This window comes from Streptomyces sp. NPDC037126 (assembly GCF_055605965.1).
This window is the reverse complement of record NZ_JBVJTD010000015.1, coordinates 53,467-78,739: the sequence shown is the minus strand read 5'-3', so window position 1 is coordinate 78,739 and position 25,273 is coordinate 53,467. Positions and strand designations below refer to the sequence as shown.

At 73.7% G+C, this 25,273-nt stretch carries 19 protein-coding genes and 1 pseudogene; 7 read left to right on the top strand and 13 right to left on the bottom strand.

Annotation, left to right across the window (positions count from 1 at the left end):
* Positions 1-24: 24 nt before the first annotated feature.
* From ACZ7FF_RS28960 to ACZ7FF_RS28950, 3 genes are all read right to left on the bottom strand, one after another.
* A complete protein-coding gene (locus tag ACZ7FF_RS28960) occupies positions 25-2,280 on the bottom strand; it encodes a serine/threonine-protein kinase (RefSeq protein ID WP_470815648.1) in 2,256 nt (751 codons plus the stop codon).
* On the bottom strand, positions 2,277-4,001 hold the full coding sequence (locus ACZ7FF_RS28955; RefSeq protein ID WP_470815646.1) for a trypsin-like serine peptidase: 1,725 nt from the start codon (positions 3,999-4,001) through the stop codon (positions 2,277-2,279). The genes ACZ7FF_RS28960 and ACZ7FF_RS28955 overlap by 4 nt, the downstream gene beginning before the upstream one ends.
* Before the next feature lie 79 nt (positions 4,002-4,080).
* Positions 4,081-4,722, bottom strand: coding sequence for a phosphoribosyltransferase (locus ACZ7FF_RS28950; protein WP_470815644.1), 642 nt, complete (start codon positions 4,720-4,722; stop codon positions 4,081-4,083).
* Between the two features lie 176 nt (positions 4,723-4,898).
* Here ACZ7FF_RS28950 and ACZ7FF_RS28945 point away from each other — a divergent pair, with 176 nt between their 5' ends.
* Both ACZ7FF_RS28945 and ACZ7FF_RS28940 read left to right on the top strand, forming a co-directional pair.
* Positions 4,899-5,666 carry a polysaccharide deacetylase family protein gene (locus ACZ7FF_RS28945; protein WP_470815895.1) on the top strand — a complete coding sequence of 256 codons (768 nt, stop codon included), beginning with the start codon at positions 4,899-4,901 and terminating at the stop codon, positions 5,664-5,666.
* A 93-nt stretch (positions 5,667-5,759) separates the two neighbouring features.
* Entirely contained in the window at positions 5,760-6,200 is a 441-nt protein-coding gene (locus ACZ7FF_RS28940; RefSeq protein WP_470815642.1) for an SRPBCC family protein, read from the top strand.
* 116 nt (positions 6,201-6,316) lie between these two features.
* Here ACZ7FF_RS28940 and ACZ7FF_RS28935 read toward each other — a convergent pair whose 3' ends face one another.
* The 6 genes from ACZ7FF_RS28935 to ACZ7FF_RS28910 form a co-directional block, all read right to left on the bottom strand.
* A complete protein-coding gene (locus tag ACZ7FF_RS28935; protein ID WP_470815640.1) occupies positions 6,317-6,958 on the bottom strand; it encodes a LysE family translocator in 642 nt (213 codons plus the stop codon).
* Positions 6,959-7,007: 49 nt separating this feature from the next.
* Entirely contained in the window at positions 7,008-8,159 is a 1,152-nt protein-coding gene (locus tag ACZ7FF_RS28930) for an XdhC family protein (protein ID WP_470815638.1), read from the bottom strand.
* A 48-nt stretch (positions 8,160-8,207) separates the two neighbouring features.
* Positions 8,208-9,665: an NCS2 family permease gene (locus ACZ7FF_RS28925; RefSeq protein ID WP_470815636.1), complete on the bottom strand. Its 1,458-nt coding sequence runs from the start codon at positions 9,663-9,665 to the stop codon at positions 8,208-8,210.
* Between the two features lie 209 nt (positions 9,666-9,874).
* Entirely contained in the window at positions 9,875-12,259 is a 2,385-nt protein-coding gene (locus ACZ7FF_RS28920; RefSeq protein ID WP_470815634.1) for a xanthine dehydrogenase family protein molybdopterin-binding subunit, read from the bottom strand.
* A 2-nt stretch (positions 12,260-12,261) separates the two neighbouring features.
* Positions 12,262-12,843: a (2Fe-2S)-binding protein gene (locus ACZ7FF_RS28915; RefSeq protein WP_470815633.1), complete on the bottom strand. Its 582-nt coding sequence runs from the start codon at positions 12,841-12,843 to the stop codon at positions 12,262-12,264.
* Positions 12,843-13,736, bottom strand: coding sequence for an FAD binding domain-containing protein (locus ACZ7FF_RS28910; RefSeq protein WP_470815631.1), 894 nt, complete (start codon positions 13,734-13,736; stop codon positions 12,843-12,845). Before ACZ7FF_RS28910 ends, ACZ7FF_RS28915 begins: the two co-directional genes overlap by 1 nt.
* A gap of 343 nt (positions 13,737-14,079) precedes the next feature.
* Between ACZ7FF_RS28910 and ACZ7FF_RS28905 the strand changes: the two genes are divergently transcribed.
* The 3 genes from ACZ7FF_RS28905 to ACZ7FF_RS28895 all read left to right on the top strand — a co-directional run bounded on the left by ACZ7FF_RS28905 (position 14,080) and on the right by ACZ7FF_RS28895 (position 17,291).
* Entirely contained in the window at positions 14,080-15,753 is a 1,674-nt protein-coding gene (locus ACZ7FF_RS28905) for a PucR family transcriptional regulator (protein ID WP_470815629.1), read from the top strand.
* A gap of 163 nt (positions 15,754-15,916) precedes the next feature.
* A complete protein-coding gene (locus ACZ7FF_RS28900; RefSeq protein WP_470815627.1) occupies positions 15,917-16,684 on the top strand; it encodes a hypothetical protein in 768 nt (255 codons plus the stop codon).
* An 88-nt stretch (positions 16,685-16,772) separates the two neighbouring features.
* Positions 16,773-17,291 (top strand): DUF2231 domain-containing protein, encoded by a 519-nt coding sequence (locus ACZ7FF_RS28895; protein ID WP_470815625.1) that lies wholly within the window; start codon positions 16,773-16,775, stop codon positions 17,289-17,291.
* Positions 17,292-17,328: 37 nt separating this feature from the next.
* Here ACZ7FF_RS28895 and ACZ7FF_RS28890 read toward each other — a convergent pair whose 3' ends face one another.
* Positions 17,329-18,123, bottom strand: a complete 795-nt coding sequence (locus tag ACZ7FF_RS28890; protein ID WP_470815623.1) for a GntR family transcriptional regulator — start codon at positions 18,121-18,123, stop codon at positions 17,329-17,331.
* Positions 18,124-18,288: 165 nt separating this feature from the next.
* Here ACZ7FF_RS28890 and ACZ7FF_RS28885 point away from each other — a divergent pair.
* Positions 18,289-19,106: pseudogene (locus ACZ7FF_RS28885) on the top strand (iron-sulfur protein).
* A gap of 303 nt (positions 19,107-19,409) precedes the next feature.
* Positions 19,410-20,453: a DUF2637 domain-containing protein gene (locus ACZ7FF_RS28880; protein ID WP_470815622.1), complete on the top strand. Its 1,044-nt coding sequence runs from the start codon at positions 19,410-19,412 to the stop codon at positions 20,451-20,453.
* A 69-nt stretch (positions 20,454-20,522) separates the two neighbouring features.
* Here ACZ7FF_RS28880 and ACZ7FF_RS28875 read toward each other — a convergent pair whose 3' ends face one another.
* From ACZ7FF_RS28875 to ACZ7FF_RS28865, 3 genes are all read right to left on the bottom strand, one after another.
* On the bottom strand, positions 20,523-21,020 hold the full coding sequence (locus ACZ7FF_RS28875) for an ATP-binding protein (RefSeq protein WP_470815894.1): 498 nt from the start codon (positions 21,018-21,020) through the stop codon (positions 20,523-20,525).
* Positions 21,021-21,321: 301 nt separating this feature from the next.
* Entirely contained in the window at positions 21,322-23,064 is a 1,743-nt protein-coding gene (locus ACZ7FF_RS28870) for a pyruvate dehydrogenase (RefSeq protein ID WP_470815621.1), read from the bottom strand.
* 75 nt (positions 23,065-23,139) lie between these two features.
* Positions 23,140-24,306: a protein phosphatase 2C domain-containing protein gene (locus ACZ7FF_RS28865; protein WP_470815619.1), complete on the bottom strand. Its 1,167-nt coding sequence runs from the start codon at positions 24,304-24,306 to the stop codon at positions 23,140-23,142.
* Positions 24,307-25,273: the final 967 nt, after the last annotated feature.

Here is a 25,273-nt window from a genome sequence, read left to right as displayed (position 1 = left end):
TCTCTCCCAGGGGTCGTGGGTTCCTCAGAAGGTGGTCAGCGGCCGGACCGCGTGGGCCAGGTCGAGCAGCCGGCCGTGTTCCCCGGCGGTGCGGGCCTGGGCGGCCAGCTGCCGGAAGGAGTGCTCCAGCAGGGTGCGCAGGCTGTCCTCGTCGCCCGGGCCGAGCAGGTCCCCGGAGGGGAACTCCGGGCCCCAGCCCCGCCCGGGCCTGCCGTGCAGGGCGTTCTCGCGGACCTCGGCGGCCAGCCGGGCCCGGGACTCGCCGTCGGCGGCGCCGCCGTCCAGGCGCAGCTCGGGCAGCCGCCGGGCCGCGTCCCGGAGGTCGGCCGGCGAGGGCGGGCTGCCGTGCAGGATGCCGGTGCGGACGCGGACGGCGGCGATCCGGGCGGCGTCGTGGTGCCGGGAGGTGGCGGGGACGTCGTCGAGGACGCGTACGGCGGCGTCCCGGTCGCCGCCGGCCAGGTGCCCGCGGGCCAGGCCGAACGCGGCGGCGGTGTGCGCGAAGTCCCGTTTCCAGACGGCCTCGTGGAAGCGCATGGCCCGCCCCGTCCGCCCGTCGCCGTGCTCGGCGCAGTGGCCGAGGGCGAGCTTGGGCACGTACTCGCCGGGCAGCGCCCGGTACACGGCGTCGAAGCGGGCGCCGGCCAGGGCCACCTCGCCCTTGCTGAGGTGGAGGACGCCGTGGTGCCAGGCGATCCGCCAGTCGTGGGCGGCGGCGCGTTCGCCGAGCTGGGTCTCGGCCTCGGTGAGCCAGCTCTCCGCCTCCTGCTGCTCGCCGCGCCTGAGGTAGGCGCGGCACAGCCACAGCGCGGTCTCGGGGGTGCCGAGGCGGGACTCGCGGGGCCACTGCCGGGCGACCCGGTCGGGGGCGTCGGGCGGGAAGGTGTCCAGCAGCAGGGCGGCGCCGTCGTCGGGGTCGGGGACCGGTTCCGGGAGGGCGCCCGCGACCTCGGCGGGCGAGGGCGGGGAGACGTCCAGCTCGGCGGGCCGGCCGCCCGGGCGGCCGGTCCAGTGGTCCAGGGCGGGGATCGCGCCGAGCCCGGCGTCGAGGCTGGCGCCGCCCGCGCGGAACCGGGTGGAGCTCTCCGGCAGCTGCTCGCCGAACTGCAGCGAACGGAACTCGCGCAGGATCTCCCACAGTTGGCGGGACATCTCGGCCGCGGAGCGGAACCGGGCGCGGGGTTCGGCGTGGGTGGCGCGGTCGATGAGGCGGCGGAAGGAGTCGGGCGCGAGACCGCGTGCCGGTTCGGTGCCGCGGGCCAGGGCCTGGAGGGTCATGCCGACGGTGTACAGGTCGCTGTCCACGTGCCAGCCGCGCGCGTCGATCTCCTCCTTGGGCGGGGCGAACGTGGCCGTGTACACGTAGGCGGAGGTGCGGTCGCCGATCGCGCGGACCGCGCCGAGGTCGATGACCTTCACGGCGCGCCCGAAGTGGATGACGTTGGCGGGCTTCATGTCGCAGTAGAGCAGGCCGCGTTCGTGCATGTACTCCAGGGCGCCGAGGATCTTGCAGCCGTAGGTGAGCACGTGGTCGAGGCGGGGGCGCCCGTGGAAGACGCGTTCGGCGTCGTCGGCGTCGAAGAGCTGCTGCAGGGAGCGGCCGCCGATGTAGTCCATGACCAGGTAGCCGGTGGACGAGCCGCCGCCGGCCCGGTGTTCGGCGTAGGTGATGATGCGGACGATGTCCGGGTGGTGCAGGTCGGTGAGGGAGCGGCGTTCCTCGACGGCGGTGCGGCGGGCGAGCGTGTCGTTGGCGTTGATCTGGCCCTTGAGGACGACCCGGTGGCCGTCGGCGCGGGTGTCCTCGGCGAGGTGGACCCAGCCGAGGCCGCCCCGGGCGAGGCAGCCGAGCACCCTGTAGTGGCCGGCCACCACGTCCCCCTGGGCGAGTTGCGGCAGGAAGGAGTAGGGGGTGCCGCAGCGCGGGCAGCGGCCGGTGGCGCGGGCGGGCTGGCCGCCGTAGCCGATGCCGATGGTCATGGTGCAGCCGTCGGCGCCGCAGCGGCGGCCCTCCGTCGGCGGGCGCGGGTCCTCGATCAGCACGTCGTCGGGGACGGGCACCTCGGGCAGGACGACCAGTCCGTGCTGGTCGAGTTCGCCGACGCCGGCGACGGCGTGCACGGTCGGCGGGCCCGGGCTCTCCTCGGCGGCGGGCGGGGGCGGCTTGGCCGGTGCGCCGCGCGCCTCGGTGCGCGGTTCGGTGTGCCGGTGTCCGCAGGTGTCGCAGTAGCCGGTGCCCATGATGTGGCCCGCGCAGCCGGGCCGCACGCACGAGGTCACGAAGCGCCCTCCTCTCCGGGTGCGTCGCCGCCGGGTGGGCGGCCGTCGCCGGACGGCGGGCCGGAGCAGAAGCCGAGGAAGCGTTCGACGGCGGTCTCGGCGCGCTCCACGTCACAGGGGGTCTGCCGCAGCAGGGACAGGGCGTCCTCGTAGAGCCGGTACGCCTCCACCACCCGGTCGCCGTCCGCGGCGGCCCGGCGCCGGCACAGCGGCCACTCGGCGCCGACCCGGCCGCGGAGTTCCTCGCAGCGGCGCAGCCGGGTGTCGAGGACGCCGAGGGCCTGCTCCAGGCGCTGCCGGCGGCGGTCGGCGGCGTCCTCGAACGTGAACAGCAGGTCGGCGCGCCCGGGTTCCCGCTCCTGTGCCGAGCTGTGGGCGACCCATGCGCGCAGCATCCGGGTGCGGCGCACGCCGGCCTCGGCCTGGTCCAGCAGCCGCCCGGTGCCGGGCCCGGCCGACACACGGTCCCGGCCGGTGTCGAGGGCGGGGCCCAACTCGTCGACGATGCGGTCGAGTTCGTAGCCCAGCCGGGACCAGCGGTCGCGCAGCGGGCGGTGCACGAGGGACTCGGCGGCCTGTGCCGCGCGTCCGCCCTGGCGGCGGAAGACCAGCAGCAGCCGGGCGCCGTGCCGGGCGAGCCGGTCCAGCAGGCCGAGCAGGGCGTCGGGTTCGGCGCACTGGTCGACGCCGACCAGGACGGCGGCGAGCGGGACGCGCAGGGCGCCGAGCCGTTCGGGCCGGGGGTCGTCGCGGATGCCGAGGCGCTCGGCGATCCGGTCCATGACCTGGGCGGCCGTCAGCCCCTTGACGTCCAGGGCGAGGTCGTGGGCGCCGGCCGGGGGCACGGTCTCCGGCGGGTCGTGACTGAAGGCGCTGGTGTTGCGGTGGGTGCGCAGCTCCCGGTCGGCGAGGGTGACGGCCCGCTCCAGGGTCCAGGCGCGGTCGCCGCGGGTGGGCACGACGGTGACGAGTACCGGCCAGCCCTCGCCGCGGAACCAGCCGGCGAGTTCGGTGGCGAACGGCACGTCGAGCCGCCCTGCCGTGCGGGGCGCGCCGCTGCGCAGCCTCGGGTCGACGGCCTCGGCGCCGTCGGTCCACGCGGCGACCTGGGAGAGGTGGCTGAGGATGGTCTCGGTGGGGCTCATGTAGCTGAACTCGGACGGGGTTCCGTCGTCCACGCTGAGGACGATGCCGATGACCTGGTCGGTGGCGTGGTCGACGACTCCGCCGCCGCTGAAGCCGGGGGCGGCCAGTTCGCCCGGGGTGAGCGGGCGCAGCTGCACCCGGCTGTCCCGGCCCCGGGCAGCGACGAGCGTGGCGCCGTGCCAGCGGCCGCCCTCGTCGCCGTCCGGGAAGCCGTACATGCTCACGGGCCCGTGCGGCGAGGCGAGCCGGTAGAGCCGGGTGGTGTGCTCGGCGGGCAGCGGCTCGGCCAGGCGCAGCAGGGCGAGGTCGCCGCTGCGGTCGCCGAAGGCGTCCTCGCGCTCGGGCACGTGCTCGTCCGCGCGGACCGTGGCGGTGACGGCGCCCTGTCCGCGGACACCGACGAGCCGGACCGCGTAGCGGTGGCCGGGTACGACGACGTGCCCGGCGGTGAGCACCCGGTCGGGGGCCAGCAGCACCCCCGCGCCGAGCACCTGACCGTCGGGCGCCTCGATGCGCGCGATCCAGGACGGTGTCCGTAACCGCGACTTCACGACTCGCTCCCCCGTGCGCGTCATGCTGCTGAGGTTACTCCCCGTACCCGTCCGGTACTACTGTTGTGCACGGGGGCGTGCCCGCCAGGTGGCTCCCGGCCGCCTAGTGGGCGCGCAGCACGGCGAGCACGTCCCGGTCGGTGAGCTGCCCGAAGTCGTCGTACCACTGGCCGACTGCGGTGAAGCCGGCCGGCCGGTGCGGGCAGAGCACCGTGTCGGCCTCGGCGGCGAGCAGGCCGAGGGAGTCGGGGGCGCCGACGGGCACGGCGAGGACGAGACGCGCGGGGTTCCGGCGCCGTACGTGGCGCAGGGCGGCGCGCGCGGTGGCGCCGGTGGCGAGGCCGTCGTCGACCACGATCACCGTGTGCCCGGCCAGGTCCGGGGGCGGGCGGTCGCCGCGGTAGCGCCGCTCGCGGCGGCGCAGCTCCCGCCGCTCCCGTTCCACCACGGGCGCCATGGCGTCCTCGGTCAGTCCCAGCCGGTCGAGGCTGGGCGTGTCGAACAGGGGCGGGTCGTCGACGGCGAGCGCGCCGACGGCGAACTCCTCGTGGCGCGGGGCGCCGATCTTGCGGACGACGAGCACGTCGAGCGGGGCGCCGAGGGCCCTGGCGACGGGTTCGGCGACGGCGATGCCGCCGCGGGGCAGGGCCAGGACGACGGGGTCGGTGAGGTCGCCCCTCGCGTACAGGTCGCTCAGCAGTCCGGCGAGTTCCCGCCCGGCCTCGGCACGGTCCCGGAAGCGCATGGTCGTCCTCCTCCGCGGAGCCTCTCCCTCCATGGTGCTAGGCTCCGGCGCGACCCGGGGATTCGTATATATGCTCTATACGCTGAGTGTATAGTCCGGACATGCCTCATTCGACCGACAAGATCCCGGCCAGGTTCGGGGCCAGGAGCCCGGCCCCGAAGCACTCGCCCCGGAAGATGCGCGGACCGCGCCCGGGGTTCCGTCCGGCCGCGCTCGTCTCGGCCGCGGCCTGCCTGGCGCTCGCCCTCTCCGGCTGTGCGCGGCTGGACACGACCTCGCCGAGCACCGCCCGCGCGGCGGCCGCGCACGGGGCGCCGGCGAGCTTCGGCACCGTCGACTGCCGGCAGGCCAGGTGCATCGCGCTCACCTTCGACGCGGGGCCCAGCGAGAACTCGGCGCGACTGCTCGACATCCTGAAGGAGAAGAAGGTTCCGGCCACCTTCTTCCTGCTCGGCAAGCGGCACATCGAGAAGTACCCGCAACTGGTGAAGCGGATGGCGGCCGAGGGCCACGAGGTCGCGAGCCACACCTGGGACCACAGGATCCTCACGCGGATACCGGACGCGCAGATACGCGAGGAGCTGACCCGGCCCGACGACGCGATCGAGCGGCTGACCGGGCGCAGGCCCACGCTGATGCGACCGCCGCAGGGCCGCACGGACGCCGACGTGCACCGGATCTGCAAGGAACTGGGGCTCTCCGAGGTGTTGTGGAGCGTGACCGCCAAGGACTACGCGACGAGCGACTCCGCGCTCATCACAAGGCGGGTCCTCGACCAGTCGTCCCGGGACGGGATCATCCTGCTGCACGACCTCTACTCGGGCACCGTGCCGGCCGTGCCCGGCATCATCGACGCCCTGAAGGCCCGCGGCTACGTCTTCGTGACGGTCCCTCAACTGCTCGCCCCCGGCGAGCCCGTACCCGGCGAGGTGTACCGCCCCTGACCCCGGGCCGGCGCGGCCCGCCCGCGCTGCGCCGACCGGGTGAGAGGGGGGCGAACCCGCAGGTGACCGGCGCCCATTGCCTACGATCTTTTCGTGCCCACCTTCTCCATCCAACGCACGGCCCCCCTCGCGCTCGACGAGGCCTGGCGCCGGCTCACGGAGTGGCCCCGCCACGCCGACGCGGTCCCGCTGACCCGGATCCGGGTGCTCACGCCCGCCCCGACCCGGGAGGGCACGCGATTCGTCGCCCGTTCCGGTGTCGGACCGCTGACCGTCGACGACGTCATGGAGGTGACCGTCTGGCGCCCGCCGGCCGACGGCGAGCCGGGGCTGTGCCGCCTGGAGAAACGCGGCCGGGTGATCCTGGGCTGGGCGGAGATCGAGGTCATGCCCGGGCCCGGCGGGCGCAGCAGGGTGGTGTGGCGCGAGGAACTGCGGGTCCGCTTCCTGCCCCGCCTCTTCGACGGGGTGGTCGAGCAGACGGCCCGCGTGATGTTCGGGCGCGCCGCGAACCAGCTCCTCAGACGGCCCTGAGCCGGACGGCCCCGAATCGGACGGACTCGACTCGGACGGCCCCGAATCGGACGGCCTTGAGCCGGACTTCACCGAGTCATACGGCCTCGAGTAAACGGCCTTGAGGGGGCGGCGCCTCAGTCCTTGCGGCCCGTGACGGCGACCGTCACGCCGAGGCCGATCATCGTCAGGCCGCCGACGCCGCCGACCGCGGAGAGCCGCCGGGGCGAGCGCGCGAACCAGTCCCGGGCGGACGAGGCGACCAGGCCCCAGACGCTGTCGGAGGCCAGCGCGATGGCGTTGAAGACCAGGCCGAGCAGCAGCATCTGCACCGGCACGTGCCCCTGTTCGCGGTCCACGAACTGGGGCAGCACGGCGGCGAAGAAGACCATCGTCTTGGGGTTGGCGATCCCGACCGCGAACCCCTCCCAGAAGGTACGCAGACCGCCCCGCTCCGGGGGCCCGGACTCCGCGAAAGCGGCCCGCAGCGAGCCGCGCCGCCGCCATGCCCTGACTCCCAGGTGGACCAGGTAGGCGGCGCCGGCGAGCTTCAGCGCGGTGAAGGCGAGGACGGAGCGCTCCACGACCGGGCCGATGCCGAGCGCCACGGCCGCGACGAGCACGTACGCGCCGAGGGTGTTGCCGGCGACCGTGGTCAGCGCGGCCCGGCGGCCGTGCGCCAGCGCCCGCCCGATCACGAACAGCACGCTCGGACCGGGTACGAGGATCAGCAGGAAGGCGAGGGCCGCGAAGGCCAGCAGCCGGTCGGTGGACACCATCCCCTCATGCAACACAGGGGCCGGCGCACGCGGCAAGCCGTTTTCCCCCTCAGGCCACCGAGCCGATCCGCAGCACCGGCCGCGCCGTGCCGTCGTGGTGGATGGGGGTGTGCGCGCCGGTCAGCGAGACCCCGCTGCCGCCGCGCCGGTTCGCGACGATCTCCGCGCCGATCGACAGGGCCGTCTCCTCCGGCGTCCGGGCGCCGAGGTCGAGGCCGATCGGGGAGCGCAGCCGGGCCAGTTCGAGTTCGGTGACGCCGACCTCGCGCAGGCGCTCGTTGCGGTCGAGGTGGGTGCGGCGGGAGCCCATCGCGCCGACGTAGGCGACCGGCAGCCGCAGCGCCAGCTCCAGCAGGGGCACGTCGAACTTGGCGTCGTGGGTGAGGACGCACAGGACGGTACGGCCGTCGACGCCGGTGCGCTCCAGGTACGTGTGGGGCCACTCGACGACGATCTCGTCGGCCTCGGGGAAGCGGGTGCGCGTGGCGAACACCGGGCGGGCGTCGCACACGGTGACGTGGTAGCCGAGGAGTTTGCCGACGCGGACCAGTGCCGACGCGAAGTCGATGGCCCCGAAGACGATCATCCGGGGCGCGGGTACGGAGGACTCGACCAGGACGGTGAGCGGGGCGCCGCAGCGCGAGCCCTGTTCGCCGATCTCCAGGGTGCCGGTGCGGCCCGCGTCCAGGAAGGCGCCGGCCTCGGCGGCGACCGTGCGGTCCAGCTCGGGGTGGGCGCCGAAGCCGCCGTCCCAGGAGCCGTCCGGGCGGACGAGGAGGGCCCGGCCCCGCAGCCGCGCCGGTCCCTCCACGATCCGCGCGACCGCCGCCGCCTCCCCACTCGCGGCGGCGGCCAGCGCGGCCGCGACCACCGGCCGGGCGGGACCGTCCGCCCGGACCGGCGTGACGAGGATGTCGATGACGCCGCCGCAGGTCAGGCCGACGGCGAAGGCGTCCTCGTCGCTGTACCCGAAGCGCTCCAGCACGGTCTCCCCGTCCTGGAGCGCCTGCCGGCACAGCTCGTACACGGCGCCCTCCACGCACCCGCCGGAGACCGAGCCGATGGCCGTGCCGTCGGCGTCCACCGCGAGGGCGGCACCGGGCTGGCGTGGGGCGCTGCCGCCGACGGCCACCACGGTGGCGACGGCGAAGTCACGGCCCTGCTCGACCCACCGGTTGAGCTCCTCGGCGATGTCCAGCATCTCTCGGTCTCCTAACGGGGTTGCGTGGTGGGGGCGTTCGGCGGGGCGCTAGTGCACGCCCAGCCAGCCCTCGATGGGATGAAGGGCGAAGTAGACCAGGAAGATCACGGCCAGGCCCCACATGAAGGCGCCGATCTCACGGGCCTTGCCCTGCGCGGCCTTGATGGCCACGTAGGAGATGACACCCGCGGCGACACCGCTGGTGATGGTGTACGTGAACGGCATCAGGACGACGGTCAGGAACACCGGGATGGCGGTGGCGCGGTCGGCCCAGTCCACGTGCCGGGCGTTCATCAGCATCAGGGCGCCGATGACCACCAGGGCGGCGGAGGCGACCTCCTGCGGGACGATCGCGGTGACCGGGGTGAAGAACAGGCAGGCCGCGAAGAACAGGCCGGTGACGACGGAGGCGAGACCCGTACGGGCGCCCTCGCCGACGCCGGTGGCGGACTCGATGAACACCGTCTGCCCGGAACCGCCCGCCACGCCGCCGATGGCGCCGCCGGCGCCGTCGATGAACAGCGCCTTCGACAGGCCGGGCATACGCCCCTTGTCGTCGGCCAGGTTGGCCTCGGTGCCGACGCCGATGATGGTGGCCATCGCGTCGAAGAAGCCGGCGAGGACCAGCGTGAAGACGATCATCGCGACCGTCATCGCGCCGACCTTGCCCCAGCCGCCGAACTCCACGTGCCCGAAGAGCGAGAAGTCGGGCATCGAGACCGCGCCGCCGTGCAGTTCGGGGGCGCCGTTGGCCCACTGCTTGGGGTCGATGACGCCGAGACCGTTCAGGACGGCGGCGACGACCGTGCCGGAGACGATGCCGATCAGGATCGCGCCGGGGACGTTCCGGGCCTGGAGCATGAAGATCAGCAGCAGGGTGCCGGCGAAGAGCAGTACCGGCCAGCCGGTGAGCTGGCCCGCGGGACCGAGCGTGACGGGGGTGGCCACGCCCTTGTGCACGAAGCCGGACTTGTAGAAGCCGATGAGGGCGATGAACAGGCCGATGCCCATGGTGATGCCGTGCTTGAGCGCGAGCGGGATCGCGTTCATGATCATCTCGCGCAGGCCGGTGACGACCAGCAGCATGATGACCACGCCGTACATCACGCACATGCCCATGGCCTGCGGCCAGGTCATGTTGGGTGCGACCTGCGAGGACAGGACGCCGGAGACGGAGAGTCCGGCGGCCAGGGCGAGCGGCACCTTGCCGACGAAGCCCATCAGGAGCGTGGTGAAGGCCGCGGCGAACGCGGTCGCGGTGATCAGGGCCTTCTGGCCGAGCGTGTCCCCCGCCACGTCCTTGCCGGACAGGATGAGGGGGTTGAGCAGGAGGATGTACGCCATCGCCATGAAGGTGGTGATGCCGCCGCGGACCTCACGCGCGACCGTGGATCCTCTCCGGGATATGTGGAAGTACCGATCGAGCCAGGACCGTCCGGCCGGGACGCGACTGCCGTCGCCCGCGTCTTCGGCCGCGGTCCTGGGCTCCACTGACTGCTGGGTCATGGTGCCATCTCCCAAGGTTCAAAGGGGCACCCGCGCAACCGCACTGTGGGGCACGGGATTTGGGGAATGGACGACCCGGGGGACGGCCCGAGACGAACGATTTTCCTGGTACTTCAAGGACCGCGAGCGGAGCGGAACTCAAAGAGGTTCCCCCGGGCGGCGCGGCGGAGTGTGTGACGTTCCCTGCGCCGCCCGGAGAGCTTTCGGTGTTACGCGGTCCCCGTGAGGTGCTCGGGCCGTACCGGAGTGCGGTTGAGCTCCAGCCCCGTCGCGTTCCGGATCGCCGCGAGGACGGCCGGGGTGGACGACAGGGTCGGGGCCTCGCCGATGCCGCGCAGCCCGTACGGGGCGTGGTCGTCGGCGAGTTCGAGCACGTCGACCGGGATGGTCGGCGTGTCGAGAATCGTGGGGATCAGGTAGTCCGTGAAGGACGGGTTCCTGACCTTCGCGGTCTTCGGGTCGACGATGATCTCCTCCATCACCGCCACGCCCAGGCCCTGGGTCGTACCGCCCTGGATCTGGCCGACGACGGAGAGCGGGTTGAGCGCCTTGCCGACGTCCTGGGCGCAGGCCAGTTCGATCACCTTGACCAGGCCGAGTTCGGTGTCGACCTCGACGACCGCGCGGTGCGCGGCGAAGGAGTACTGGACGTGTCCGTTGCCCTGGCCGGTGCGCAGGTCGAAGGCCTCGGTCGGCCGGTGCCGCCACTCAGCCTCGATCTCCACGGCCTCGTCCTCCAGGACGTCGACCAGGTCGCCGAGGACCTCGCCGCCGTCGGTGACGACCTTGCCGCCCTCCAGCAGGAGTTCGGCCGTGGCCCAGGCCGGGTGGTAGGAGCCGAACCTGCGGCGCCCGATCTCCAGGACCTTCTCGCGGACCAGCTCACAGGCGTTCTTCACGGCGCCGCCGGTGACGTACGTCTGCCGGGAGGCCGAGGTGGAACCCGCCGAGCCCACCTGGGTGTCGGCCGGGTGGATGGTCACCTGGGCGACGCCCAGCTCGGTGCGGGCGATCTGCGCGTGGACGGTGACACCGCCCTGGCCGACCTCCGCCATCGCGGTGTGCACGGTGGCGACGGGCTCGCCGGCGATGACCTCCATGCGCACCTTGGCGGTGGAGTAGTCGTCGAAGCCCTCGGAGAAGCCGACGTTCTTGATGCCGACGGCGTAGCCCACACCGCGTACGACGCCCTCGCCGTGCGTGGTGTTGGACAGGCCGCCGGGCAGCTGCCGTACGTCGGAGCCCTCGCTGGACTCCCACTGGCGCTCGGGCGGCAGGGGCATCGCCTTGACGCGGCGCAGGAGTTCGGCGACCGGGGCCGGGGAGTCGACCGGCTGCCCGGTCGGCATGATCGTGCCCTGCTCCATCGCGTTCAGCTGCCGGAATCCGACCGGGTCCATGCCCAGCTTCTTCGCCAGCTTGTCCATCTGCGCCTCGTAGGCGAAGCACGCCTGGACCGCGCCGAAGCCGCGCATGGCGCCGCAGGGCGGGTTGTTGGTGTAGAGGGCGATGGCCTCGATGTCGACGTCGTCGATCACGTACGGGCCGACGGAGAGGGAGGAGGCGTTGCCGACGACCGCCGGGGAGGCGGAGGCGTAGGCGCCGCCGTCCAGGACGATCCGGCACTTCATGTGGGTCAGCTTGCCGTCGCGCGTGGCCCCGTGCTCGTAGTAGAGCTTGGCCGGGTGGCGGTGGACGTGCCCGAAGAAGGACTCGAACCGGTTGTAGACGATCTTCACCGGCTTGCCGGTGCGCAGGGCCAGCAGGCAGGCGTGGATCTGCATCGACAGGTCCTCGCGGCCGCCGAACGCGCCGCCGACGCCGGCCAGCGTCATCCGCACCTTGTCCTCGGGCAGGCCGAGGACGGGCGCGATCTGGCGCAGGTCGGAGTGGAGCCACTGGGTGGCGATGTAGAGGTGGACGCCGCCGTCCTCCTCCGGCACGGCGAGACCGGACTCGGGGCCGAGGAAGGCCTGGTCCTGCATGCCGAAGGTGTACTCGCCGCTGACGATGACGTCCGCGCGCTTCGCGGCCTCGTCGGCGTCGCCGCGGACGATCGGCTGGCGGTGCACGATGTTGGGGTGCGGGACGTGGCCCGAGTGGTGGTCGTCGCGGCCCTCGTGGACGAGGACCGCGTCCGGCGCGGTGGCCGACTTCTCGTCGGTGATCACCGGGAGTTCGCGGTAGTCGACCTTGATCTTGGCGGCGGCGCGGCGGGCCGTCTCCGGGTGGTCGGCGGCGACGATCGCGACCGGCTCACCGTGGTGGCGGACCTTGCCGTGGGCGAGGACCGGGGTGTCCTGGATCTCCAGGCCGTAGTTCTTCACCTCGGTGGGCAGGTCGTCGTACGTCATGACCGCGTAGACGCCCGCCATGGCGAGGGCCTCGGAGGTGTCGATCGACACGATCTCGGCGTGCGCGACGGTGGAGCGCAGGATCTGGCCCCACAGCATGTCCTCGTGCCACATGTCGGACGAGTACGCGAACTCGCCGGTGACTTTGAGGGTGCCGTCCGGGCGGAGCGTGGACTCGCCGATCCCGCCCTTGGTCTGCGAGCCCTGCGTGATCTTCGTAGGAGCGCCGTTGGCCGGCATGGTCAGACCCCCTCGGACTGGCGGGCGGCCGCCAGGCGGACCGCGTCCATGATCTTCTCGTAGCCCGTGCAGCGGCACAGGTTGCCCGACAGCGCCTCGCGGATGTCGGCGTCGGACGGGTTCGGGTTGCGCTCCAGGAGCTCGTCGGAGGCGACGAGCAGGCCCGGGGTGCAGAAGCCGCACTGGACGGCACCGGCGTCGATGAACGCCTGCTGGATCGGGGAGAGTTCGGTTCCCTCGCCGGTCTGCGAGTCGGTACCCTTGGCCTGCCAGCCCTTGGCCTCGTCCAGCGAGGTGCCGCAGGCGCCGCTCGCGCAGCCGCCCTCGGCGCGCTGCCGGGCGAAGTCGGCCAGGCCCTCCACGGTCACGATCTCGCGGCCCTCGGCCTGGCCGGCCGCGACCAGGCAGGAGCAGACCGGCACGCCGTCGAGCCGCACGGTGCAGGAGCCGCACTCGCCCTGCTCGCAGGCGTTCTTGGAACCGGGCAGGCCGAGGCGCTCGCGCAGGACGTACAGCAGGGACTCGCCCTCCCAGACGTCGTCGGCCTCCTGCGGGCGTCCGTTGACGGTGAAGTTGACGCGCATTACGCAGCTCCCTCAGATGCGCGGCGGGCGCCGCGGTACGACTCCCAGGTCCAGGTGAGCGTCCGGCGGGCCATCACACCGACCGCGTGGCGGCGGTAGCTCGCGGTGCCCCGGACGTCGTCGATCGGGTTGCAGGAACCGGAGCACAGCTCCGCGAACTGCTTGGCGACCGACGGGGTGATGATCTTGCCGTTGTCCCAGAAGCCGCCCTCTTCGAGCGCCGCGTTCAGGAACTCCTCGGCGGCCTTGGCCCGCACCGGCGTCGGTGCGGCGGAGCCGATGCCGGTGCGCACGGTGCGGGTCTCGGGGTGCAGCGCGATACCGAAGGCGCACACGGCGATGACCATGGCGTTGCGGGTGCCGACCTTCGAGTACTGCTGCGGCCCGTCGGCCTTCTTCACGTGCACGGCTCGGATCAGCTCGTCGGGCTGGAGCGCGTTGCGCTTGACGCCCGTGTAGAACTCGTCGATCGGGATGAGCCGGGTGCCGCGGGCGGCGGAGGCCACCTCGACCTCGGCGCCGGCCGCGAGGAGGGCGGGGTGGGCGTCGCCGGCGGGCGAGGCCGTGCCGAGGTTGCCGCCGACGCCGCCGCGGTTGCGGATCTGCGGGGAGGCGACCGTGTGCGAGGCGAGCGCGAGGCCCGGCAGCTCGGCGCGGAGCTGCTCCATGATGCTGGTGTACGGGACGGAGGCACCCAGCCGCACGGAGTCCTCGCCGACCTCCCACTCGTAGAGGTCGCCGATGCGGTTGAGGTCGAGCAGGTACTCGGGCCGCCGGTGGTCGAAGTTGATCTCGACCATCACGTCGGTGCCACCCGCAATCGGCACAGCGGTGGGGTGCTCGGCCTTCGCGGCGAGCGCCTCCTCCCAGCTGGCGGGGCGAAGGAAGTCCATGACCGGCTCTCTTCTTCGTCTCGTGGGTCGTACAGATTGAGCCAATCCGTGTGCGGCGGGCCCGGCTCGTTCATGTGCTGTTAACGCGGAGTGGACTCAGTACACCGCTCCGTACTCCGGCGGGGTCAGTCACCGAAACCATGAAGGAGTTGGCTGGCCACGGCGGGCATCTTGTAGATTCGTATGAACGGAGGTCATCGGTAACCTCTTCGTTTTCCTGAGGACACGCAGGTAACGGCCCGGCGGCCCCGGAAAGCGGGCCGCGGTGCCCGCACCGGGACACTCCCCAGTCCCCCCTCAAAGATCCATCGTAGGTTTCGAGACAAAGAACGGCGGCGACGAGATGCGGCTGCGCGCACTGCTGGACACCGACGCGCTGGGCCTGCGGCTGCTCGGCGGCGAGGACGAGCTGGACCGCTCGGTACGCGGTGTGATGACCACCGACCTGCGGGACCCCAGCCGCTACCTCTCCGGCGGTGAGCTGGTACTGACGGGCCTGGCCTGGCGGCGGGACGCGGACGACTCCGAGCCGTTCGTGCGGCTCCTGGTGCAGGCCGGGGTGGCCGCCCTGGCGGCGGGCGAGGCCGAGCTGGGCGATGTCCCGGAGGACCTGGTGCTGGCCTGCGCCCGGCACCGGCTGCCGCTGTTCGCGGTGCACGAGTCGGTGGCGTTCGCGTCGATCACCGAGCACGTCGTGCGCCAGGTCTCCAGCGAGCGGGCCGGGGATCTGGCAGCCGTGGTGGACCGGCACCGCCGGATGATGACCTCGGGCCCGGCGGGCGGCGGCCCGGACGTGGTCCTCGACCTGCTCGGCTCCGACCTGGACCTGCGCGCCTGGGTGCTCTCCCCCACGGGCCGGCTGATCGCCGGCTCCAAGGTGGCGGGCCCGGACCTGCCGGCGGAGACCTGCGCCAGGCTGGCCGCCGAGCACCTGACCGCCAGCCGCTCGGGCCGGCGCGGCCCGCACCGTGTCCTGGTTGGCGGTTCGACGTACTCCCTCTTCCCGATCCGCTCCTCGGGCCGCTCCCCGCAGGGCGGCCGCGACGTGCGCGAGACGGTCCTCTCGGAGTGGCTGCTGGCCGTCGAGTCGGACGCGGGCGACTGGCCCGACGAGCGCATGGACCTGCTCCAGGGCGTGACCCAGCTGATCGCCGTCGAGCGGGACCGCCGGGACGCGGCCCGCACCGTGCGGCGCAGGCTCGCCCAGGAGGTCCTGGAGCTGGTGCAGACGGGCGCCGCGCCCGCCGAGATCGCGGCCCGGCTGCGGGTCGCCGCGCCGGTGCTGCTGCCCGGGCTCGGGGCGGCCCCGCACTGGCAGGTCGTGGTCGCCCGCGTCGAGTGGGACGGCGACGCGGTCGAGGGCGGCCCGGTTGCCCAGTCGCTGCTGGAGGAGGTGCTGGTCGACCCGCTGGCGACCGGCCCGGAACCGTCCGACCGCATCGCCGTGGCCCACACCGGCGACGAGGCGATCGCCCTGGTGCCGCTTCCCGCGGTCTCCGCCGAGCACGACGGCTCCGAGACCGGCCTGCTCGCCGACGCCCTGCTGCAGGCGGTGCGCGCGCCGCTGTCGGCGGGCCTGAGCGACGACGGACGGCTCACCCTCGGCGTGAGCGCGGCCGTGCACTCCGCGGAGGGCCTGCGCGGCGCCCTGGAGGAGGCCCGGCACGCCCGCCGGGTGGCGGCGGCCCGCCCCGGGCGGGTCTGCGCGGCCGGCCACCAGGAGCTCGCCTCGCACGTCCTGCTGCTGCCCTTCGTGCCCGACGACGTCCGCCGCGCTTTCACCGCGCGCCTGCTGGACCCGCTGAAGGACTACGACCGCCGCCACCGGGCCGAGCTGATCCCGACCCTGGAGGCGTTCCTCGACAGCGACGGCTCCTGGACCCGCTGCGCGACCCGTCTCCACCTGCACGTCAACACGCTGCGCTACCGGGTTGGCCGCATCGAGCAGTTGACGGGACGGGACCTGTCCCGGCTGGAGGACAAGCTCGACTTCTTCCTGGCACTGCGCATGAGCTGAGCCGAGGGGGCGCGAGGCGGACAAACCAAGTCACGCCAACTGCCCACGACTTTGTGAAATCCTTCACCCACCCCCTTGGCCCGGCCCGGCTGTTGGTGCTGGAATGCCGCCACCACTCAAAGCTCGATGGCGTGCTCGGGGAGGGCAAGTGGCGCATCCCGCCATGTCTGGTAACGGAACGACCGCAGGTGACGATCCTCTCCAGACCGCGGTATGGCGGCTGCGCTCGCGGGCCTGCTGGGCCGACGCGGCGGCCCTGCTGCCACCCGACGCCCCGACACCGGCGCTGCAGCGCGCCTCGCTGCTCGTCGAGCGGTGCCTGTACACCGAGCGGGGCTGGGCGGACGCGGAGGACGCCCTGCGCACGGCCGAGGCGCTCGCGCACACCGACGAGGAGCGGGGCGCTGCCGCCTGCGAGCGCGGGCAGCTCGCCTACACGGCCACGCTGCACGGGGTCCGGGACCGCGCGGACGAGGCGCGGGCCGCGCTCGGCCGGGCGGCCGCGCTCATCCGGCCGGGGACGGCGGGCAGGGCCCTGCTGGACTTCCGCCGGGGGCTGATCGCCGAGAACCTGACCCGTTCCCCGCAGGCGGCGCGCGCGGCGTACCGCAGGGCGCACGCGACCGCCGCCGCACACGCCGACACGCTGCTGCTGTCCTTCACCTGGCGCCATCTGGCCGGACTCGCGCTGCGCGACGGCGAGCTGGCCGAGGCCCGGCACGGTTTCGCCGAGTCCCTGCGGATCCGCGAGGAGCTGGGCTACCTGGTGGGCACGGCGCCCGCCCTCGCCTCGCTGGCGGACACCGAGGACGAGCCGGAGGCGTCCCGGCTGCGGGAGGAGGCCCGACGGCTGTTCCGGCTGCTCGGAGGCGTGCCGACGTGGCTGGCCGCGCAGCTCGCGCCGCCCGCGCCGGGTGCGGCGACGGCCTGAGATCGCGCTCGGGTCGTGCTCAGAGGGAACTGAGAGTTTCCTGTGCCAGTGTGGCGCGCCCCGAGACCCCCCTCAGGAGAGCGTCGCGATGACACTCGTCAACGGCCTTCCGGCCCATGTCCTGCTCGTCCACGTCGTGGTGGTGCTGGTCCCGCTGACCGCCCTCGCCCTGGTGGCCGGCGCCCTGTGGCCGGCCGCCGCCCGGCGCCTGGGCGTGCTGCTGCCCGCGCTGGCCTTCGTCGCCCTGGTCAGCGTGCCGCTGACCACGAACGCGGGCGAGTGGCTGGAACGCCACGTCGGCGACGACGCCCTCGTCCGCCGGCACACCGAACTCGGCGACGGGCTGCTGCCGTGGGCGCTGGGCCTGTTCGTACTGGCGGCCGTGGTCTGGTGGGCCGCCCGCCGGGGTTCCGCGCAGGCCGCCGGTGACGCGGAGGCCGGCCGCGGCGGCCGCTCGCGCTGGGCCGCGCTGCCGGTGCGGATCGTCGTGGGGCTGCTGTCGGTGGCCGTCGCGGTGGGCGCGGTCGTGGACGTCTACCGCATCGGCGACTCGGGCGCGAAGGCCGCGTGGCACGACGCCTACTCGAAGTCGGCGAACGGCTCCTGAGCATGCCCTGAGGGGGGCACGGGTACGGGGCGGGCCGTCAGTCCGCGCCCGCGAAGTGCTCCCCCACCAGGCCCCGGACCACGTCGAAGTCGTGCGCGACCAGGGCTTCCAGCAGGGCCATGTGCTCGGCCGCGTCCGCGACGAGGTCGGCCCGCCCGTGCCGGACCGGGCCGCCGACCAGCGGCCACTGCGAGCGGCGGTGCAGGTCCTCGGCTATCCGGACCAGCTCCTGGTTGCCGGACAGCGACAGCATGGCCCGGTGGAAGGCCCGGTCGGACTCCGCGTAGGTGGCCGCACAGCCCGAGGCGGCCGCGCGCACGGTGTCCTCGGCGAGCGGACGCAGCTCGGCCCACCGCTCGGCCGGCACCGTCCGGGCGAGCCGCAGCATCACGGGCACCTCGATGAGCCCGCGCACCTCCGCCAGCTCGGCCAGTTCCCGCGCCCCCCGCTCGACCACTCGGAAGCCCCGGTTGGGCACGACCTCGACGGCGCCCTCCAGCGCGAGCTGCTGCATGGCCTCCCGCACCGGCGTGGCCGAGACCCCGAAGCGTTCGCCGAGGACCGGCGCCGAGTACACCTCGCCCGGCTTCAGCTCGCCGGCCACCAGCGCCGTGCGCAGCGCGTCCAGGATCTGCCCGCGCACCGACGACCGCTGCACGACCGGCCGCGGTCCCGGGATCGGCCGCTCGCTGTGGGTGTGCTCGCCCCGCGCCTCCCCCGGCACGGCGACGCCCCGCTCCCGTGCCGGGAAGCCGGGGTCCACCGGGCGCTGCTGCGCCGGTACCCGGGCCACGCCCTGTGCCGCGGCGGAACCCTGCACGCCCTGCTTCACGGGGTCCTCCTGGCGGCTTGTCGGTACTTGGGTCATTAACGGTGGCTTGTCGCTTGTCCGTCAAGCACCTTAGGCGCACGGGGCCACAGTTCAAATTCCGCCCAGGCCAGTAAGGTTAGCCTTACCTGCATCGCCGGTCCGCGACCCACGCCGGGTGGTTCCGCCATGCCTGCTGCGACCTCGCCGCTCACCGCCACCTACGACCGTCTCGGCGCGGCCTGCCCCGGCCTCACCGTGACCGAACCGGGCCCGGACGCCCAGGCGCCCCGGGGCGGCGCCTGGGTGAGCGCCGCGGGGCTCGCCGCGGGCGGTCCCGAGCTGGACGCCTTCCTCGCCCGGGACGACGCCCAGGTGCTGCGGGACCACGGCCGCCGGGCCCGCCCGGACGTCGTGGCGAGCTTCGGCCTGCACCGCTACGCCTGGGCCGCCTGCCTGCTGATCACCGTCCCCTGGTTCCTGCACCGCCGGGTGCCCCGGCTGCCGGTGCGGCGGGTCTCGTACGACCGCACCGCCGGCCGCATGGCTTCGCCTGCCTGTCCGGCGACCCCGCCGCCACGCCGCCCGGCGCCGTCGCCGTACCGGACGAGGGGGCACTGCGGGCCGAGGTGCGGGCGGCCGTCGCCGAGCACCTGGAGCCGGTGCTCGGGGCCTTCGGGCCCCGGATGCGGCGCCGCGGGCGTGCCCTGTGGGGCATGGCGACCGACGAGGTGGTGGAGGGGCTGTGGTACGTCGCCCGGCTGCTGGGCGAGGAGGTCCGGGCCGCGCGGGAGCTGGAGCTGCTGCCGTCCGGCACGACCCTGCCGTACGTCGGCTCGGCCGCGTTCCGGACCCTGACGGGCCCGGACGGCGAGCCGCTTCCCACCCGGGACCGGGCGAGCTGCCGCATGTTCTACCCGGTGCACCCCGAGAACACCTGCGCCACCTGCCCGCGCACCCGCGACGGCGACCGGATCGCCGAACTCACGTCCACAGCAGCCGCCTGAGGGTCCCTCAGCACCGGGAGGGGACCCGGATCCCCTAGGATCAACGCGGACCGGACCGCCCGTGCACGGACAGTCAATTCACAACTTCCTCACCTGCCGCAGGAACTTTCCGAGGAACCATCCGTACGGGTAGTCTTATTCGAACTCAACTCCCGCCCCTCAAGAGGCAGTTCGAGCAGAACGCCGCCCTGGGCATCCCCTTGCACCTTCTTGGCGGTCTCTTGCCCCGAAATCCCCTGAGGGCCGACGGGAGTGGGCCACTATGGCGGGCGTTACGCCCTATCCCAATGCAAGGGACCCCTGATGAGACTGACCGACATATCGCTGAACTGGCTGCTTCCGGGCGCCGTGCTGCTCCTGGGCATGCTGGCGGCGGTGGCGGTGCTCGCGCGCGGAAAGCGCTCCTCCAGGGAGAACGCGAGCGCGGACGACTCGTGGGAGCGCAGCGAGGAGCGCCGGCGGCGCAAGGAGGCCGTCTACGGCACGGCGTCCTACGTGCTGCTGTTCTGCTGCGCGGCGGTCGCGGCCGCCCTGTCCTTCCACGGCCTGGTCGGCTTCGGTGAGCAGAACCTCGGGCTGACCGACGGCTGGCAGTACCTGGTGCCCTTCGGTCTGGACGGCGCGGCGATGTTCTGTTCCGTCCTCGCGGTGCGCGAGGCCAGCCACGGCGACGCGGCCCTCGGCTCGCGGATACTCGTGTGGATGTTCGCCGCGGCGGCGGCCTGGTTCAACTGGGTGCACGCGCCCCGGGGCGTGGGCCACGCGGGCGCCCCGCAGTTCTTCTCCGGGATGTCCCTGTCGGCGGCCGTCCTGTTCGACCGGGCGCTGAAGCAGACCCGCCGGGCCGCGCTGCGCGAGCAGGGCCTGGTGCCGCGTCCGCTGCCGCAGATCCGCATCGTGCGCTGGCTGCGGGCGCCCCGCGAGACCTACCGCGCCTGGTCGCTGATGCTGCTGGAGGGTGTGCGCAGCCTCGACGAGGCGGTCGAGGAGGTCCGCGACGACAAGCGGCAGAAGGACGAGACGCGGCAGCGCCGGCGCGAGCAGCACCGGATGGAGCGCGCCCAGCTGAAGGCCATCAGCCGGGGCCACCGCGGCATCGTCGGCCGTACGGGCGGCCGCCAGGTCGAGGTGCAGGCGGTGGAGCGCGGCCCCGCGCCGGCGACCGCGGAGCCTGCCATATCGACCGCGGAGCAGCTGCCGGTACGCTCTCGGCCCTCCCTTCAGCCGGTCCGCACCGGTTCTGAGCCGGTGACCGTCGACCTCACCGCGGAGGACGACACCATGGCCCTGCCGCGCCTGGACTCCCTGGAGCGCAAGCTGAAGGACCTCGAGCAGCAGTTCGGCTAGAACCGCGGCTCCGCACGGGACGGGGGCGTGACCGCCTGGGTCACGCCCCCGTCCCGTGTCCGTGGGCGCTCACGCGGCCTCGGCACCCAGTTCGAACCACACCGACTTGCCCACCCCGTGCGGCCGTACGCCCCAGGCGTCCGCGAGGGACTCCACCAGGACCAGGCCCCGGCCGTGGGTGTCGTCGTCCGTGTCCGGGGCGTGCAGCTCGGGCCTGCGGGCCACGAAGTCCCGTACCTCCACGTGCAGTCCGGCGGGATCCACGACCGCCGTGAGGACGGCGTCGTCGTCGGTGTGCACGAGCGCGTTGGTGACCAGTTCGCTGGTGAGCAGTTCGGCTATCTCGGAGCGGCCCGGCTTGCCCCAGTGCCGCAGCAGCGCGCGCAGCTCCCGGCGGGCCTCCGGCACCGCCCGCAGATCCGCGCGCCCCAGTCTGCGCCGGAGCCGGTGCGCGTGTTCGGTGATGGTGCCGGACACTTCCCCCACGCTGTCCCCCGCTTCGTCCCCCGCCTCCGCCGAGGAGGCCCCTACGGCCACGGGACCGCCCCCTCGCGCCTGCCTCTTCATGACCCCCGCCCGCACGCCGCTCGGACCCTGCCCTTTCTGGTCGAACACGTTCACGGGGGGATGCTTGCCCAACGGGCTCACGGACAGTCCTGGCCCCCGCCCGATGACCGGCGGTTCGGCCATGTCCGGGGGCCGCCGTGCACACCCGCGGCGGCCCGTGCCACCCGCGCGGCGGGCTCCCCGGAGGCCACCTGGCGCCACTGACGCCCCGTGACGGCCGGACAGCGGCACCCGGCACGGCCGGTCGGCATGTCGTCACGGGTCGTGAAACTGGCCGAAATCCGCTCCTTGTCCACGGGGTTCAGGGGCGGGGCACGTTCCTCAGGTTGGAGCGGGCCAGCTGGACCATGCGGCCGACCCCGCCGTCGAGCACGATCTTCGAGGCGGACAGCGCGAACCCGGTGACCATCTCGGCACTGATCCTCGGTGGGATGGACAGCGCGTTGGGGTCGGTGACGATGTCCACCAGCGCCGGTCCCTTGTGCCGGAACGCGTCCTTGAGCGCCCCGGCGAGCTGCTTGGGCTTCTCCACCCGGATCCCGTGGGCGCCGCAGGCGCGGGCGACGGCGGCGAAGTCCGGATTGGTGTTGGCGGTGCCGTACGAGGGCAGTCCGGAGACCATCATCTCCAACTCGACCATGCCGAGGGAGGAGTTGTTGAACAGTACGACCTTGACCGGCAGGTCGTGCTGGACGAGGGTCAGGAAGTCGCCCATGAGCATGGAGAAGCCGCCGTCGCCGGACATCGACACCACCTGGCGGCGCCGGTCGGTGAACTGCGCGCCGATCGCCATGGGCAGGGCGTTGGCCATCGAGCCGTGCGAGAACGAACCGATGATCCGGCGGCGGCCGTTGGGCGAGACGTAGCGGGCCGCCCAGACGTTGCACATCCCGGTGTCCACGGTGAACACGGCATCGTCGTCGGCCACTTCGTCGAGGACCGCGGCCACGTACTCGGGGTGGATCGGGATGTGCCTGTCGACCTTCCTGGTGTACGCCTTGACCACCCCCTCCAGCGCGTCCGCGTGCTTCTTCAGCATCCGGTCGAGGAAGCGGCGGTTGGTCTTCTCCTTCACCCGCGGGATCAGACAGCGCAGCGTCTCGCGCACGTCGCCCCACACGGCGAGGTCCAGCCGGGAGCGCCGGCCGAGGACTTCGGGCCGTACGTCGACCTGGGCGATCGCCACGTCGTCGGGCAGGAAGGCGTTGTACGGGAAGTCGGTGCCGAGCAGGATCAGCAGGTCGCACTCGTGGGTGGCCTCGTAGGCGGCGCCGTAGCCGAGCAGCCCGCTCATGCCGACGTCGAACTTGTTGTCGTACTGGATGAACTCCTTGCCGCGCAGGGCGTGTCCCACCGGGGACTTGATCCGCTCCGCGAACTCCATGACCTCGGCGTGCGCGCCGGCCGTGCCGCTGCCGCAGAACAGGGTGACCTTGCCGGCCCGGTCGATCATCTCCACGAGCGCGTCGATCTCGGCGTCGCCGGGCCGGACGGTGGGCCGGGAGGTGACGAGGGCGCTCTGCGCGGCCTTCTCCGGGGCGGGTTCGGCCGCGATGTCGCCCGGCAGGGACACCACGCTCACGCCGCTCTGGCCGACCGCGTGCTGGATGGCGGTCTGCAGCAGCCGGGGCATCTGCTTCGGGCTGGAGATCAGCTCGCTGTAGTGGCTGCACTCCTGGAAGAGCCGGTCGGGGTGGGTCTCCTGGAAGTAGCCGAGGCCGATCTCGCTGGAGGGGATGTGCGAGGCGAGGGCGAGCACCGGGGCCATGGAGCGGTGGGCGTCGTACAGGCCGTTGACGAGGTGCAGGTTGCCGGGGCCGCAGGAGCCGGCGCAGGCGGCGAGCTTCCCGGTGATCTGGGCCTCGGCGCCGGCCGCGAAGGCGGCCGTCTCCTCGTGGCGCACGTGGATCCAGTCGATGGCCGCGTTGCGGCGGACGGCGTCCACGATCGGGTTGAGGCTGTCGCCGACGACGCCGTACATGCGGCGCACCCCGGCACGGACGAGGATGTCGACGAACTGCTCGGCTACGTTCTGTCTGGCCATGTTCTCTCGTCCGCCCCTTCGCTGGTCCCGCATCCGTGCGTGGTCCTCGGTTCCATGGAGGCACAGGGGCGGCCGTTACGCCTCCCACACGGCGGCCGCCGTACGGTCGTCGGCGTAGCCCTTCACCCGCACCTGGGCGTCGGCGAGGAACGCGGCGAGGCCGGGCGCCGCGCGGCCGGACCAGCGTCGGGCCAGGTAGGCGCAGAGGGCCGCCTCGCCGCGCAGCGGTTCGGCCAGGCCGGCCGTGCACATCACCAGGGCGTCACCCGGGCGGGCTACCGAGGCGCGGAAGCGGAACGGCTCGCGGGGCGGCCCCGGGGCGGGCTCGAAGGGGCTCGGCGGGGTCGGGATGCCGAGGTCCATGGTGAGCCGGTCGCCCTCGGGGGTCTCCGCCGGCGGCGAGCCGTAGCCGACGACGGGTGCGCCCGCGCTCTCCCCGGGCGCGACCCGGGGCTCGATGTCCTGCCACTCGCCGTCCCGCAGCCGGAACAGGCCGCCGCCGCCCACGCCGAAGAACACGCGGGTACGGCAGTCCGGGTCGGCGGGCAGCAGCAGGCAGCGCAGGGTGGCCGTGTACTCCTCCGGGTCCATGTCCTGTTCGGCGGCGCTCGCGCGGAGCCGGCCGAGGCTGCGGTCGGTCAGCCGGTGCAGCCCCGACTTCAGGTCGCCGCGCCGGGCCGCGCGGATGTCCTCGGCCAGCCGCTGGTGACTGCGGCCCACCGCCCGGCCGATCAACCGGCACGCCTCGGCCGCCGCCAGGTGCGCGGCCGGGGTGGCACGCGCGCCGGTCGCCATCGCGACGAGCACCAGCGCGTGCTCGCCGGTGCCGAACCGCGCGGTCAGCAGCGAGTCGCGGCGCGGCTCACCCCGGTACCGCGCCGAGTCCCCGCGCAACGACACGGCCCGCAACGTGCACGCCCCGTACCGCGCACCGTCCAGCACGGTGTCCGCGACCAACTCCCCCAGCCCGTCGGGATCGGCCCCCGGAAGCGCGGTCGGCTCCGGATCATAGGTCGGCGGCCCGGAACCGACGTAGTCGACGGCGACGGGGTCCGGGGAGGCCCCGGGGGCCGGGGAGGCGCTGGAGGCCGGAGAGGCGCCGGAGGCCGGGGAGCGTGACAACGGGGCGGCACCGGCGGGGGTTTCGGGGCCGATGCGGTCTGCGGCGGTGGGCAGCGGGGGCGGCGGCGATGGAACGTCGGGCGCGGGGGCGTCGGACGCTCCGGCGCCGATGCGGTTCACGGCGATGGGTGACGCACCGGCGTCCGCGGAGGCGTCCGCGGAGGCGTCCGCGGATGCTCCGGCGCCAATCCGGTCTGCGGCGGTTGGCGGGGGCGGCGGCGATGGGACGGCGGCCGTTGGGGATTGGGCCGGCGCTCCGGAGCCGGCTTGGTCTGCGACGGTGGAGGGCGGGGGCGGCGGCAACGGGGCGACGGCCGCGGGCGACGTGCTGAGCTCGGCGGGCGCCGGGGGCGTTGGAGGCTTGGCGGGCAGCGGGGGCTCGGTGGGTGCCAGGGGTGCTTCCCGGGCGGCTTCGGGAGGGAGCGGCGCGGGGGTTTCCCAGGGGGCTCCAGTCGCGGGCGACGCGGGAGCGTGCCAGGAGGCTCTGGGGGCAGACGGCACGGAGGTTTCCCGATCGGCTCCGGGTGTCCGCTCCGACTCGGGTGACGTGCCCGCTTCCGCGACGGCTTCTGATGCGGAATCCCGCTCAGGCGAGGCCGACGGTCCCGGCACGGCTTCCAGCCCCGATCCCCACTCACGCGACACCGACGGCCGCCGGGAGGGCTCCGCAGCAGACCCCCGCTCGGCCTGCGCCGACGACTCGCGGGCCGGCTCCGGGCCGGGTGCGGGCTCCGGTGGTGGGGCCTGCACGGAGCGCTGCGCGGGGACCGATGGTTCGCGGGGTGGCGGTCCTTCCACCACCGTCCTCTTCGCCGAGGCGAAACGGTCGTCCAGGGAATCGGGCGCGGGCGCGGGACCCGTGTCCTCGATGGAGTCGTCGTACAGCTGCCCCCACCAGTCGTCCTCGGGACGGGCGGGCCTACCCCCCTGCTGGCTCATGCCCCTAATTGTCACCGCGCGGGCGGTATGAAAACGGGGCATCGGGAAAATCCGCTGCCCTTGCCCGCCTCGAACGCCGTGTCGAGTGACGGAGCGAACAGTCGTACGGGAGAAGGTTGTTGGCCGCCGGGCGGCCCCACCCCCCACG